Origin of the sequence: Actinomyces sp. MRS3W, from assembly GCF_032465695.1 — a bacterium.
GTDB lineage: Bacteria > Actinomycetota > Actinomycetes > Actinomycetales > Actinomycetaceae > Actinomyces.
Window position 1 is genome coordinate 1 of sequence record NZ_JAWDJJ010000211.1, and the last position, 14,176, is coordinate 14,176.

General features: G+C 66.7%; 13 protein-coding genes. 7 read left to right on the plus strand and 6 right to left on the minus strand.

Features of this window, described 5'->3' with window-relative positions; genetic code table 11:
- The first annotated feature begins 101 nt into the window (after positions 1–101).
- From RWX45_RS08025 to RWX45_RS08050, 6 genes are all read left to right on the plus strand, one after another.
- Positions 102–620: a PH domain-containing protein gene (locus tag RWX45_RS08025; RefSeq protein WP_316023208.1), complete on the plus strand. Its 519-nt coding sequence runs from the start codon at positions 102–104 to the stop codon at positions 618–620.
- Positions 617–2,506, plus strand: a complete 1,890-nt coding sequence (locus RWX45_RS08030) for a PH domain-containing protein (RefSeq protein WP_316023209.1) — start codon at positions 617–619, stop codon at positions 2,504–2,506. Before RWX45_RS08025 ends, RWX45_RS08030 begins: the two co-directional genes overlap by 4 nt.
- 110 nt (positions 2,507–2,616) lie before the next feature.
- The gene (gene panD / locus RWX45_RS08035; RefSeq protein WP_316023210.1) at positions 2,617–3,072 is read left to right on the plus strand and encodes an aspartate 1-decarboxylase; all 456 of its coding nucleotides are present in this window, start codon (positions 2,617–2,619) and stop codon (positions 3,070–3,072) included.
- Positions 3,073–3,252: 180 nt separating this feature from the next.
- Positions 3,253–3,951 carry a hypothetical protein gene (locus RWX45_RS08040; RefSeq protein WP_316023211.1) on the plus strand — a complete coding sequence of 233 codons (699 nt, stop codon included), beginning with the start codon at positions 3,253–3,255 and terminating at the stop codon, positions 3,949–3,951.
- A 365-nt stretch (positions 3,952–4,316) separates the two neighbouring features.
- A complete protein-coding gene (locus tag RWX45_RS08045; protein ID WP_316023212.1) occupies positions 4,317–4,841 on the plus strand; it encodes a hypothetical protein in 525 nt (174 codons plus the stop codon).
- Positions 4,842–5,031: 190 nt separating this feature from the next.
- Positions 5,032–6,630 (plus strand): lysine--tRNA ligase, encoded by a 1,599-nt coding sequence (locus RWX45_RS08050; RefSeq protein WP_316023219.1) that lies wholly within the window; start codon positions 5,032–5,034, stop codon positions 6,628–6,630.
- Positions 6,631–7,128: 498 nt separating this feature from the next.
- Here the strand turns inward: RWX45_RS08050 and RWX45_RS08055 are convergent, their stop codons facing one another.
- The gene (locus RWX45_RS08055) at positions 7,129–7,785 is read right to left on the minus strand and encodes a pentapeptide repeat-containing protein (protein WP_316023213.1); all 657 of its coding nucleotides are present in this window, start codon (positions 7,783–7,785) and stop codon (positions 7,129–7,131) included.
- Positions 7,786–8,006: 221 nt separating this feature from the next.
- On the opposite strand from RWX45_RS08055, the gene RWX45_RS08060 reads away from it, so the two are divergent.
- Complete coding sequence (locus RWX45_RS08060; RefSeq protein ID WP_316023214.1) at positions 8,007–8,690, plus strand: HAD family hydrolase; 684 nt, start codon at positions 8,007–8,009, stop codon at positions 8,688–8,690.
- Between the two features lie 48 nt (positions 8,691–8,738).
- On the opposite strand, the gene RWX45_RS08065 is transcribed toward RWX45_RS08060, so the two are convergent.
- From RWX45_RS08065 to RWX45_RS08085, 5 genes are all read right to left on the minus strand, one after another.
- Positions 8,739–9,452, minus strand: a complete 714-nt coding sequence (locus tag RWX45_RS08065) for an ATP-binding protein (protein ID WP_316023215.1) — start codon at positions 9,450–9,452, stop codon at positions 8,739–8,741.
- A 47-nt stretch (positions 9,453–9,499) separates the two neighbouring features.
- On the minus strand, positions 9,500–10,948 hold the full coding sequence (locus RWX45_RS08070) for a mannitol dehydrogenase family protein (protein WP_316023216.1): 1,449 nt from the start codon (positions 10,946–10,948) through the stop codon (positions 9,500–9,502).
- Positions 10,949–11,080: 132 nt separating this feature from the next.
- Positions 11,081–12,394, minus strand: coding sequence for an RbtT/DalT/CsbX family MFS transporter (locus RWX45_RS08075; RefSeq protein ID WP_316023217.1), 1,314 nt, complete (start codon positions 12,392–12,394; stop codon positions 11,081–11,083).
- 271 nt (positions 12,395–12,665) lie between these two features.
- Entirely contained in the window at positions 12,666–13,457 is a 792-nt protein-coding gene (locus RWX45_RS08080; RefSeq protein WP_316023218.1) for a DeoR/GlpR family DNA-binding transcription regulator, read from the minus strand.
- 38 nt (positions 13,458–13,495) lie between these two features.
- Positions 13,496–14,149, minus strand: a complete 654-nt coding sequence (locus RWX45_RS08085) for a lactate utilization protein C (protein ID WP_316023220.1) — start codon at positions 14,147–14,149, stop codon at positions 13,496–13,498.
- Between the last annotated feature and the right edge of the window lie 27 nt (positions 14,150–14,176).

Here is a 14,176-nt window from a genome sequence, read left to right on the forward strand (position 1 = left end):
CCTGCGGTAGGACCCGGGGACCGCGTCGGGTCCTACCGCAGGAGGATGTGCGCATCCGGCGGCTTTGCGATTCTCAGCGCATCCCAGCGTCAGGAGCCACTATGCCCCCTACCGCCCCGCCCAACGCCGCGAAAGCAGCGGCCGACCCCTTCGCCCCCGACGGGATTGACTTCCGTCCGGTATCTCCGCGTCTCATCACCGCCCGTCTCATCCCCAACCTGATCCTCGACGGCGTTGTCTTCATCGGATTCGTGATCGCGGGAGTATGGACGAGCCCCTGGTGGCATGTTGGCGCTGCGGCGGCTGCGATCTGTGCCGTGTGGGAGCTGTGGCTCATTCCCCGCCAGGTGCGTGCCATGGGATACGCCATGGCCGAGGACCACCTGCTGTGGCGCAAGGGCATCATGTTCCGCAGAATCAGCGTGATCCCGTATGGGCGCATGCAGTTCGTGGACACCTCTCAGGGGCCCTTGGGACGCTACCTGGGCATCGCGGAGGTCAAACTGCACACCGCGTCGGCCACGACCGATGCGACCATCAACGGGCTGCCCGTGGCCGAGGCGGAGAACCTGCGTCAGCTCCTGTCCGAACGCGGCGAGCAGAGGATGGCCGGACTGTGAAGACGCGTCGATTCCAGTCCCCGCGCACCCAGCCACCGCAGGACGATGTTTCACGGACCTCTGCGGATCGGGTCGCGACCCGGTTGCTGCGACGCGGGAAGGCCACTCCTCCCGCTCAAGATCGGGCGATTGCCCTGCCCACCGAGGTGGAGTGGCGGCGCGTCCACCCCATCACCCCGCTACTTGAGGGGTGGAAGGGCATCACCGCGGTACTCGCCATCGTGCTGTGGCAGAACGTGGACTCGGTTCTTGAGGCCTACTCGGCTGTCAGTAGGAGCGGAGTGCACGTGTCGTCCCAGCTGCTGAGCGGCATTGTGGCGGGAACGTTGACCGTGTTGGTGGCCATCGGTGTGGCGCTGTGGCTGTCGTGGCGGATGCGCACCTACGCCGTCGACCGCGACGCCGTTTACCTGCGCACGGGTGTGCTCAACCGGCAGCTGCGCACTGCGCGCCTGCCGCGCATTCAGTCCGTCGACGTGATCCATCCGCTGCTCGGCCGGATCTTCGGCCTGGGGCGGCTGCGAGTGGAGGTTGCCGGGGGCGACGGCTCGAATGTCACCATCGGTTTCCTGCGCAGCCACGAGCTGGAGGCGCTGCGTGATCGCATCCTGGACTTGGCTGCGGGATTAGAGCTACGCGGCAACGGCAGCGAGCCACGCGATGTGGCGGAATCGGACACGGAACCGGCGCTGCCCGCGCAACTCGGGGAGACGGAGGGCACCGGGCCGTCTCGGCCTGCCGACTCCGCCGGGTACACGCCCGAAGACGAGTCGCCGCGTGCATCCGCGGCCGAGGATACGGATGCCGACGCGGCCCTGTTCTCGGTGCCGCTCGGCTTTGAGGATGCTGCGGCCGCGCAACCGATCCCGGAGGGACGTCTTCAGAACGGCGAGTATGACCTGTACGAGGTAGACACTCGCATCCTCATTGGCTCGCTGCTGCGCTCGGGCAGCACCTTGACGACCACGGTGCTGCTGGTGGGATTCGTCGGACTGCTTGTGGCGTGGATCGCTACCGGTGCCTTTGGGGACGGCAGCGCGGCGGCGGCGTTGACCGGGGTGCTGCCGATGATGGTCATGCCTGCGGCCTTGGGCGGACACCTGTGGAATCGGTTCGACAAGGGATGGCGCTTCCGTGCCGCGGCCACGCCTGCGGGCATCCGGGCGCGCTTCGGGTTGACGGCCGAGACGTCCTCCACGCTGCCGCCGGGGCGCGTTCACGGTGTGCAGCTGGAACAGGGACTGCTGTGGCGGGGACCGGACTGGTGGCGGGTGAAGGTGAGCGTGGCCGGACGCAACGCCGCCGAGGTCAGCTCTTCCGGGGTGGCGGACACCGGGGTCAACGTCTTGTTGCCGGTAGGCCGCCGCGACACGGCCCTGCGGGCGCTGTGGCTGGTCATGCCCGACTTGGGCGTGGTCGATCCCGACGCCTTCCTAGAAGCGGCCCTGGCGGGGCGCGACGATGACGGCGTGGGCGATGCGCGCTTGGCAGCGGGCGACCCGGGACGTGGTTTTATCCGCATCAGCCCCCGCGGGCGATTGTTCTCCCCACTGGCCTGGCGGCGGGAGGCGATCGCCCTGACCGAAACCTGCGTGGTGCTGCGGCTGGGACGCTGGTGGCGGCGCGTCAGTGTGATCCCCTATGAGCGCATCCAGTCTCTGCGGCTCGTGCAGGGGCCGTTTGCACGCCGCCGCGACCTGGCGGCACTGCACCTGGACATGGTGGACGCTGAGGTGAGTCGCTCATTGAGCAACCTGGATCTGGCCGACGCTGCCGCCATTGAACGCGTCATTTCCGAGCGGGCGCTGCGGCGCCGCCAGGAGGAGCGGTTGGACCGCTGGCTCGCCCGCGCCACCGAGGTCGGGGCGGCCAGCCAGGTCGGCTGACGTCCCGTGCACGGCGTGGCCGGAGTACCAGGGACCGTTGTCCTCCTCACGCTGTCTTCTCTATCACGACACCGCGGCACCAAGGTCTGGGGCGTCTACGCTGGAAGACGATGAGCAACCGCCTTCGGACGATGATGACGTCCAAGATTCACCGCGCCACCGTGACCCAGGCCGACCTGGACTACGTCGGCTCCATCACCGTGGACGCCGACCTGCTCGACGCGGCGGACCTGCTGCCCGGCGAGCGTGTGGACATCTGCGACTGCACCAACGGCAACCGCCTGTCCACCTACGTCATCCCCGGCGAACGCGGTGCCGGCGAGATCTGTGTCAACGGCGCCGCCGCGCACCTGGTGGATCCGGGGGACATTGTCATCCTCATCGGCTACTCCCAGCTGCCCGATGACCAGGCCCGCACCTACCTGCCGCACGTGGTCTTCGTTGACGAGCACAACCACATCATTGAGCGCGGCACCGAGCCCGGCCAGGTTCCCGCCGATTCTGACGTGGCCCGTCTCCAGGGCCTGCGCTCCTCCGGTCTGCCCCTCGCCGAGGCAAGAAGCTGAGCTCTCTGGCAGAAGGTTGAGCACTTGCGAATGCGAACCTCCATCTAGGCAGCTCGCACGTCGGCGAAATATGCGCTGATCTGGGCTTACCGATTATTTCGAGTCAGAAAGAGGGGCTCAGGTCAAGAGCTGTGATGGGATCCCGTTGCGTGTGGCGTGTAACTCACATAGTATCGCGCCATGAGTTCCCTGAACCCCTGGAGGGTCATTGCTGCCCTCGTAATTGTTGCTGTGAGTGCCGGATGCTCGAACACCCCTAACGATCAGGCCTCTACTGACTCGGTTGTTGAGGCAACGACCGAGGCGGCTACCGCTCCGACCGCTTCCGATGCTCCTGATGTTGCTGAGTCTCTGGCGACGGATCCAGAACCTGCAGAAGACTCTGAGTTGAAAGCGGAGGAAACGCTTGACGCATCTGCTGATAGTAGTAGTGAGCCCGGGGTGCTCGAGCCAGACCAGACGGAGGGAAGAGAGTTAACAATGGCCGACTTCTTCTCAGTCGAAGGTGAAGATGTCAGCGAAGACTTGTATGACGTGGCGACACTGGAAGGGCAGAAGGGCGTCGGATCTGTACTTGCGTGGGACGAGGGCGTCATCGAACTGCGCTTGGCTAATCGCTACAAGAGCCTGACTTTCAATGCCGGTCAGGCGAACACGTCACGATCGTCAGACAATGTACTGAGGGTTGAGATCTATAAGAACGGTACGAGCGACGACTTTGTCGATATTCCATTCAATGAGGTGCATCCATTTACTGTGGATGTTTCTAATGTTAATGCCCTCAAGATTGTATTGAAGTGCCGTACGCGGGATGATGGTAGCTGTGATTCCGACGAATCAATAACTGGCGTTATTTATGGTGTTCAGCTGGAGTCGTAATCGCTATGGCTGAACCTGGTGATATTGATGAATCAACTACCGTTGACGAAGATCTGCAAAGCGGGGGCAACGAACGTCCGCAGGGTCGTTTCATTCCTTGGTGGCGACGTGGTCTTAGTCGGTCAGTAAAGCTGGTAGTTGGGGTTGCGGCATTTGTTGCGAGCCTTGCCACGATATATACGGCGGGTTGGTTACCCTTCTTCAAGTATTCAGGTCATGGTGCCACGGAGGTGTCCCAAGTGGTATCTGAATCTGTGCCTGCCGACGACGATGCTGCTGGGAGGGACGCAGGAGGCGGTGTTGGGACGCCAACACCGGCAAGTCTGGAACCGGGCTGCTATAGGGGAGATGAGCGTGTCGATTGCATGCTGTCCCATGAGCGCGAGGTGTTCATCCCCGCTCAGAATCAAGCCTGCGGCCAGGACGCGCTTGTGCTGTTTCTGGGAGGGCAGCCCGGCGTCGATGTGATCAACCCGCGGCTGACAGTTGCTGAGGCGGACAGGGACTCATCCGTGTGTACAGTCACGGACACGGACGATGAGCAACTGGAAGGCACGCTCGCGGGCATCTGGGCCACTGACTCGGACGGCGATGGTTACCTCGATGGCGGGCAGTATCGTCTCTGCCTTAACGGCCAAGGGCTTGAATTAGGCTGTGCAGAACCGCATCAGACTGAGATCTTCTACGTGGGGACGCAGAGCGTTGACTGCCGCGCACAGTATGAGACTTTTACGGGGCGCGGATTCGCTGCAGACAGTGGGTCGCTCAAGGTCGTTTCTGGAACTCGAGGTGATTCGCCCGCCTGCTGGCTGGAGGTACTTGCTGACAACGACCAGTTGACCGCCTCGGCACGTTCCTTGGGGGACACTGCTTTACCCATCACCCATTGAAAAGCCTGCTGCTGCCATCTTTGGCCACGACGGGAAGCTGCTGTTCAGGCGGTGCGAGTACCCTTCGCTGACCGTGAGTTGCCGCCTGCCGAATGTGAGCACAGCCGGACCAACGGTTACACTCGCGCGCGTGAGTGAAGCCCCCGAGAACCAGCAGACTTCCGCGCCTCAGACCGACGCCGCCCCGCCCATGCCGCACCAGGCCGCTCCCGCCTCCGGCGACCAGTTCCAGATCCGGTCTGCCAAGCGCGAGCGTCTGCGCGCCGAGGGCTGGGACCCCTACCCGGTGTCGGTCCCGCTCACCACGACGATCGCGGACGTGCGCGAGCGCTACGGCCACCTGCAAGCCGGTGAGGAGACACAGGACATCGTCGGCGTTGCCGGTCGCGTCGTGTTCCTACGCAACACCGGGCGCCTGTGCTTCGTCACCCTGCAGGACGGCGCCGGCGCCACCTTGCAGGCCATGCTGTCCGCCAGGTCGCTGCCGGGCCAGGGCCACTCGAGCCTGGCCGCCTTCAAGGCCGACGTCGACCTGGGCGACCACCTGTTCGTCCACGGGCACGTCGGCTCCTCGCGTCGCGGCGAGCTGTCGGTCTTCGCCGAGCCCGAGCTGCGGGAGGGCGTTGGCGACGACCTCGCCACCCTGGGCGACGACGACCTCGCGGTCCCCGCCTGGCGTATCGCCTCCAAGGCGCTGCGTCCCCTGCCTAAGACCTGGACCAACGAGGCCGGCGAGGCGGTGACCCTGTCGGAGGAGCAGCGGGTGCGCCGTCGGGAACTGGACCTGCTCACCCGCCCCCCGGCCCGCGACATGGTGCGCACCCGCGCCGCCGTGGTGCGCAGCCTGAGGGAGAACTTCTACGGCCGCGACTACACCGAGCTCGAGACGCCGATTCTGCAGGTGATCCACGGCGGCGCCGCCGCCCGGCCGTTCACCACTCATATGAATGCGCTCGACATGGAGTTGTACCTGCGCATCGCCACGGAGATCTACCTCAAGCGTGCCGTGGTGGGCGGCGTGGACCGCGTCTTCGAGATCGGCCGGATCTTCCGCAACGAGGGTATGGACTCCTCCCACTCCCCGGAGTTCGCTGCCCTGGAGGCCTATGAGGCTTACTCCGATTACGACGGCATGGCCGCGCTGACGCAGAATCTCGTGCAGCAGGCCGCCCGCGACGCCTTCGACCTGAGCGAGGGTGAGGAGATCGTGCGGCTTGCCGACGGCACCGAGTACGACCTGTCGGGCGAGTGGAAGAAGATCGACCTGTACACCTCCGTCTCCGAGGCGGTCGGCGAGGAGATTACCGTCGAGACGCCGCGTGAGCAGGTGGTGCGGATCGCCGAGAAGCTGGGCCTTGAGGTGGACGACTACGCCGTGGCGGGCAAGGTGGTCGAGGACATCTTCGAGGAGACGGTCGGCAATGATTTGTGGGAGCCGACCTTCGTCTACGACTTCCCCGAGGACACCTCCCCGCTGACCCGCTACCACCGTTCCCGGCCGGGCCTGACCGAGAAATGGGACCTGTACATTCGTGGCACCGAGACCGCCACCGCCTACTCGGAGCTGGCCGACCCGGTGATCCAGCGGGAGCGCTTCGAGGCGCAGGCGCTCGCCGCCGCGAACGGCGACCCCGAGGCCATGGTGCTGGACGAGGACTTCCTGGTGGCCATGGAGCAGGGCTTCCCGCCGTGCGGCGGCATGGGCATGGGGGTGGACCGGCTGCTCATGGCACTGACCGGCCAGGGCATCCGGGAGACCATCACCTTCCCGCTGGTGCGCCGCGGCTGATCCCGACGACGACGGCGCCGACTGCCGATCCACACCCGGTCTGCCGAAGCCCGAGATGGGCTGACGGTGCCGGGCCGCTGATGCCCGGAGGCGCTGAATTGGGCGGTCGCGGTACCGGCTGGGGCCGCTCAAGCCGGTTGCGCAGGCTCACTTCCCGGCGAGCCGGGGTACGCCGCGAGCTCTCTCCGGAATGCGGCAGGCCGGTAACTCACTTCCGGGCGGGCCGACGCTCCTTACTCGAAGCGCACCGTGTTGCCGACCAGCCGCGTCGCGGTGGAGGCAAGCCCCCGTTGACGTTTTACGACCTTGGGGTACGTTTTTCGACCTCTCCGGGGTCGTGGAACGTACCCCAAGGTCGTAAATCGCCGGTTGGTGGTACCGCTCGCCAGCGCATCTCGCGGCCACTCGGCCTCGGGTCGCCATTGGTGTCGTTCTGGGCGCGTTACCAGTGCCGGTTTTGGCGAAGAGGGAAGAGCAAGAACGAGGAAGAAGCGGCAGCTAGACGACTCGCAGCCCCACGTGGGAGGCCAGTGCGGGCGCGAGTGCGACCAGCTGGTCGGCACCGACCCACGCCCCGCGCAGGCCGGCGGCATCGTCGATCTGGCTGAGCGTGAGGCCCCGCAGATCGACGTCGGTGAGTCGGCTCTCCCGCATGCGCAGCTCCCCGACCCGGCAGTCCGTCAAGGCAACCCGGTTGAGCGTTGCGGCGGTGAGGTCCAGCGTATCGATGATGCAGTCGTGGAAGCTGACGTCGAGCAGGTTGGACCGTCCCAGTCCCAGGAAACCGATCCGGCACTGGTCAATGAGCACTCCGCGCCACTGCGCGTCGTGAGATTCCAGGGCGCCGATGCGCGAGGACTCCAGCGACGCCTCCCGCCACGTCGAGCGCTGGGCGTGCAGCTCGGAAGCCGTGAGCCGATCGACCCGTGACTCGGCCAGACTCCATTCCTCCAGATGAGCGCGGTCTGCCCGTACATCCTCCAGTACACACTCCACCAGCTCCAGGCCACGCAGATCCACCCCGCTGATGTCCACACCGGTCAAGCGAGTGAGGTCCGCGTATCCGCCGGCGCGCAGCACGACGGCGTCGCCGGGTTCCAAACCACGCGGGCGCACCGGGCGGGCGCGGGGCGGGCGGGGAGCGGAAACAGCCATGGCGTGTTCCTACCACAGCGCGCGTGTTGGGGATCCGGTGGACGGGCACGCCTGCCGGAGAATCGAGCGGACGGGTGTGACGGCATCCCGGCCCTGTCCCAGTCCAAAGCCTTGAGGCGTTCCTCTTCTAGAGTGCCCAGACTCGAGGTGTCGTTCCGAGCAACGGCACACTAGTGCCGCGCGCACAGCAAGATCCGCCGCGACTCGACAGGAGGGTCCCCATGACCGACGCAATCATCGTCTTTGACATTGACGGGACGCTGATGGATCACAGAGCCTCGGCAGACGAGGGCCTGGACAACTTCCTACGCCTGATCGGGGCCGAGCCCACGGCGTTGCTGCACGACACCTGGCATCGTGCCGAGCAAGAGCACTTCATGACGTGGCGGGAGGGGAAGGTGACTTTCGCCGAGCAGCGACGGCGCCGCATGGCGGACCTGCTTGAGGCTTTGGTGAAGCCCGTCAGCGATACAGCGCAGTTGGACCAGTTATTCGGGGCGTACCTGGTTGAGTACAAGCGCGCCTGGCGGGCATATCCCGATGTGTCGTCGTGCTTGGAGGAACTGCGTAAGCGCGGTTTTGAACTCGCGGTGTTGAGCAACGGCGATGACCAGCAGCAGAACCTGAAGCTTGAGCGGATCGGTGTTCGCGAGTACTTCGCATGCGTACTCACTGCCGACTCCTTGGGGGTCGCAAAGCCTCATCGGGAGGCCTTTGACGCGGCAGTCGAGGCGCTGGGCACAGCAGGTTCGGAGCTCACTTACGTTGGCGACGATTTCGAACTCGATGTGCTGGCTGCGCGCACCGCGGGATGGCGGGCGTTCCACTTGGACCGATCTGGCACCCGCTGCGTTCGTGGCTGCATCAGGTCGCTGAATGAGCTGCCCGCGCTCCTCTGTCGGTGATCGGGGCGTCAGTTGGCATTCTGGGCATGGCCTGGACGGCGTGCGGGGTCAGGCGGCGTCGTCGGCGCCGCGGTGCGGCTCGACGGTGGAGCGGGGCGCCTGCTCGACGGCGGGGCGAGGGGCCTGCTCGGCACCCGCGCCAATGTGCCGGGCGATGATCTTCTCGCATTCGTCTCGGTCCACCAGGCGGCAGCCCTTGGCGACCCAACCGGCGATTTTGCCGGGCTCCTCGTGGGCCAGCCGCAGGCCGCGTCGGAGCAGCACGTGAAGCGGCTTGCGGTGCTCGGCCAGGTCGCGGCGCAGCCGGAACCACCAGGTTTGCAGGCGCGGACGGCGCAGCACGAGCGCATCGGCGAGCACGCCCGCCTCACGGCAGCGGTCGATCAGCTCGGCGGCAAACACGCCCTCGGCGACGTATGCCGGCGCAGCATCCACATCGAGCGTGGTGTAGTCGACGGTGGCATTGTCCGGGATCGAGTACACGGGCACGGTGGTGGAGCCCTCCGCACACAGCTCAAGAATCGCCGCCATGGCCCGGTCGGCGTCCCAGGAAGCCGGGTTGTCCCAGTCGATGTCGCTCATCGCCTCGGCGCGGGTGACGCCGTCGCTGCCGGAGATGGTCCCATCCAGCAGGGGCATGCCTGGCTCGTCGCCGTCACGGTAGAAATCGTCGAGTTTGAGGCGGCGCGCGCCGACGTGGCGCAGCAGGGAGGTCTTGCCGGAGCCGGACGGTCCGGCAAGCAGAATGACGCGGGTACTCACGGGCTCCAAGGTTATAGGTAAGAGCCCGTCAGCACCCGCAGTCTTGCTCACGCCTCGGCCACCAGGGCCCGCATGCGGGCGCGGGCGCCGTCGCGCTTGAGCGCCGCCAGCTCCTCGGTGTAGGCGGCGCGGAAGCGCTCGTCCTCGGCCAGGTCGCCGAAGATCTCCCGGTTGCCGATGAAGCCGAGCTCATCGCCCGCCTCCTGCTTCTCAGCGAAGGCGCGCAGATCATCGGCCACGGGAATTGCGTTCCCGTTCTCGTCGGTGCCGGCCACCCCCAGCGACCAGGCGGCGCACATGGCCGCGCCCAGTCGCACTGGCCCGCCCGCCGCCAGGTTGTCGCGCACGGTCGGCAGGACGAACTTCGGCATGCCGGACGGGCCGAACTGCGCCAGCCGCAGCAGGGTGTCCGCGATCGCCTCGTTGGTGAACCGCTCGAAGAGCGTATCGATGTATTCATCCAGGTCGATTCCGGGCACCGGCAGCAGCCGCGGACGTGCCTCCCGCTCCAGGTAGGCGCGCACCCAGGCCGCGATGTCGTCATCCGCGGCGGCGGTGTGGGCGTACTCCATGCCGAGCAGCCGCCCCCAGTGCGCCAGGCCCTGGTGGGAGGCGTTGAGCAGCCGCAGTTTCATGAGCTCGTAGGGGACGACGTCGTCGACCATCTGCACCCCGACCTCCTCATACGGCGGGCGTCCGGCGGGGAAGTCGTCCTCCAGCACCCACTGGGTGAAGGGCTCGGCGACCACCGGCCAGGCGTCCTCTACGCCCAGCTCGGCGCGCACCTCCTCGATGTCGGCGGGCGTGGTCTGCGGGGTGATGCGGTCGACCATGCAGTTGGGGAAGGAGACGTTGGCGTCGATCCAGTCGGCCAGCTCCGGGTCGGCCAGGCGCGCCTGGGAGACGACGGCGGTGCGGGCGATCTTCCCGTTGCCGGGTAGGTTGTCGCAGCTCATAACCGTGAATGGGGCGACGCCGGCCTCACGGCGCAGTCGCAGCGCCTCGACGATGTAGCCGAAGGAGGTCTCCGGCTCGTGGGGGTGGACGGCGTCGTGGGCGGCGCCGGGGGTGTCGGCCCGGAAGACTCCGGTGGCGTCGTCGATGTTGTAGCCGCCCTCGGTGACGGTGAGGGAGACGATGCGGGTGGTGGGTGCGGTCATCACCTCCAGCACGCCGGCGCGGTCCTCCGGGGCGAAGCGGTAGTCGCAGATGGAGCCGATGACGGCGGGCTCGTGGTGGCCGTCCGGGTGCTTGAGGGTGAGGCTGTAGAGGTAGTCCTGCCCGGCCAGGGCGTCGCGCATGCGCGCGTCCTGGGGGAGCAGCCCCACCCCGCAGATGCCCCAGTTCAGGGCCTTGCCCGCCCGCATGAGGCGGTCGAGGTACATGGCCTGGTGGGCGCGGTGGAAGCCGCCGACCCCCATGTGGACGATGCCGATGGTGACGGCGGAGCGGTCGTAGTCGGGGGCGAGCGGGGAGTCAGCGAGTGCGGTGGTCATGATGGACATCCTTGCCTGGAATCGGTTGGGGTATGAGTTCGGGTGGCTGATCGCGACGGCGGTTGGTGCCTGTGATGTCGCACGGGTGGGGCGGTGGAGCCGGGATGGGGCACGACGGCGTTTGAGGACTGGTCAGGCGGGGATCGCCTCCTTATGGGCGTCGTCGCTCACCGCGGAGGTATCGAGGATGCGGGCGTTGCCGGGAAGCTTGAGCGCGAAGCACAGGAAGAAGGACAGGACGTAGATTCCGGCGAGTGCCATGGCCACCCACAGGTAGCCGGAAGCGGTGGTCTCGTCACCCATGAGCAGGGTCACGATAGCGGGGCCGACGAAGGCGCCCAGCCCGGCGCCGAGGTTGAGGATGGCCAGCGCGTTGCCCGTCTCGCCGTGGGCGAGGGCGGTGATGAGCGGCGTGGTGGGTACGTGCGCGCTGAGCCCGATGCCGACGGCAGAAGTGCCCAGGGCGATGAGGAAGAAGTTCGGTCCCGCGATGAGTGGGATCAGGTAGATGTAGGCCAGCGCCGCAGCCGTGATGGGGGTGGCGAACCACTGGAGCGTGTTGCGCCAGCCGATCTTGTCTCCGACGACGCCCCAGAAGACATCGCCGATAATGGCCACGAACCCGAAGATGGAGAATTCCAGGATTGCCTGGGATTCGGGCATTCCGAAAACCCGGTGCAGGTAGACCACGTAGTAGGCCTGCATGCCGTACTGGCCGGACAGGTTGATGATCTTGACGACGCCGCCTACGGATACCTTCGGGTAACGCCATAGCACGGACACGGCCGAGCCGACGGATTCGGCCACCGACTTGCCTTGGGTCTGCGCGGAGGAGGGGTGCAACCGCAGGAACAGCATGCCGATCGTGCCGCCGATGGCCGCCAGGATCCAACCGAGCCACAGGGTGGCGATGTGACCGATGTGCGGCAGCAGCAGGCTGGAGAGGTAGGAGCCGAGCAGCTGCATGCCGAAGCTGAAGGCGAACCAGAACCAGCCGGAAACCGAGGATTGGCGCGCCGGCGGGGTCACCATCATGGTCCAGGTGAGGAACCCGTAGGCAAACATGGGGTAGCCGAAGCCGCGCATTCCATAGAACAGGAGCAGCAGCGGCAGGCTGTGGCTCGGCAGACCCACCGAGATGAACAGGGCGTCGAATACGAGGAATGACACCAGGCCGATGAGCATGACTCGCCGGCAGCCGATCGCGTCGCACAGGGCGCCGGAGAGGAAGGCCGCGATGGCGACAACCACCCCGTAGGAGGTGACGATCATGGACGCCTGGGAGACGGGGAAGCCAACCGCGTCGCTGGAGAGATAGTTGGTGATCCACACTGCCTCGATGCCGTCACCGATGACGAAGATAATGACCGCGAGGAATCCGGCGGCGAGGTTGGTGGGGAATCCGGTTTTCTGTATGGCTGCTATGAGCCGGTTGGAGGAGGGCATCGTTGCTCGATCACCTTTGGTCGGTATCCAGGGCCGGCGTCCTTCGCCGGTGAATCCAGTGTGCGGCCGGGAAGTGACCGCTCCGATGACCGATTCGACGCGTTGGGCTGACCGATCTGGTCCCGCCAAAGTGTTGACATGACGCGGATGTGGGTGACCGTGCGGGCGAGCTGGTGCCCGAGCGGGAGGGGCGTCGTGCCCGTTTCGGCTCGCCGGGGCGCGCGGTGCGGCCAGGCTTGTGCGGGCTCGCCGGGGTGCGCGCGGACTCGGCTCAGACCCGGTCGACCTGCGGCCCGAAGGAGCTCAGCCGGCGTGCGGTTGTCCCGCGCAGTTCCCGCCCGGTAATGATGCGCTCCAGGGAACGCACGTGGCCGAAGCGCACGAAGGTGGAGTGCCCGAACTTGTCGTGGCTGCCAACGAAGACGGCGCGGCGGGCGACGGCGAGTGCCGTCTCCTTGACCGCGGCGACCGCCGGGTCGGGGGTGGTGAGCCAACCATCGTCGGTGACGCCGTTGGCGCCAATGAAGGCCAGGTCCGGCTCCATGCGCTCCAGCATGGCGGTGGCCCAGTGATCGACGGCGCCCAGGGTGGTGGGCCGCACCCGGCCACCAATGGCGATCACGGTGGTGTGCGGGCGCTCGGCGAGCTCGATCGCCGTCGGCAGGGAGGTGGTCACGATGGTGAGATCGCGATCCGTGGGCAGCGCCCTTCCCGCCAGCAGCGGTTGGTTGCCCTCATCGAGGAAGACGGTTTCCGCATTCTCCAGGCAGGCGGCGGCCGCCCGGGCGATGCGGTCCTTCTCATCGGCGTGATAGGCGGAGCGGAAGGCCTGGCTGGTCTCGAATGCGGCCGATTCGGCGGCCGCGACCCGTCCGTGGGAGCGGATAATGCGGCCGGTTGACTCCAGCTGTCGCAAGTCGCGGCGAATGGTCTCGACGGACACCCCGAATACTTCGGGGAGCGCCGACACCTCGACCTCGCCGCGGGCACGCAGATACTGGATCAAGGCATCCCGGCGTGCCCGCGCCTCCGAACGCGGCAGTGAGGCGTCGGCGGGAATCATGATCTCAGCCTACGGATTCCCGCCGACGCTCAGTGGGCTCAGTGGGCGATGACGACGCCCAGGTTGCGGGGGCCGTGCACCCCGTTGACGCGCACCAGCTCGATGTCGGAGGTGGCCGAAGGGCCGGCGATCCACGTCATCGGACGAGTGGGGTGCTCGCCGAGAACATCAACGGCCTGCGGCACCGTCGGCATGATCGTCTCACGCTCCAGCACGATGACGTGTTTGTCGGGCACGAGGGTGATGGCGCGCCGGCCCTGATCGGGCTCACCGTCCAGGCAGATCGTGCCCGACAGGGAGATCCCCACCCGCGAGCAGGTGACGACGGCGTCGATCTCGTTGAGCTCCAGCGTGGGGATCTGCTCCTCGCGGGAGTCTTCGACCACTGTGCGTCCGCCGCGGGCGGCCGCCTCCTTGTAGGCCTGGGGCAGACCGACCGGGACGACGACGGTCTTCGCGTCCCCGAGCAGCTCGTCGATGCCGTCGAGGATCGCCGCATCCTTGGGCGCCAGCACAACCTTGGCGGAGTAGTCCTCAAGCTTCTCCACCATGTCCGCCACGACGGGCTCGGAGCCGGGCGCATCGGCGCCGACACGAATGTAGTCGCGGGGAATCTCCCGCACGGGCCGGCCCTGCTGGGAGCGGGAGATGGCCTCGCGGGCGCGGGCCAGAATGGCGGTTTTGGCGTCCATCAGCGGTTCTCCTCGGTGGCGGTGGAC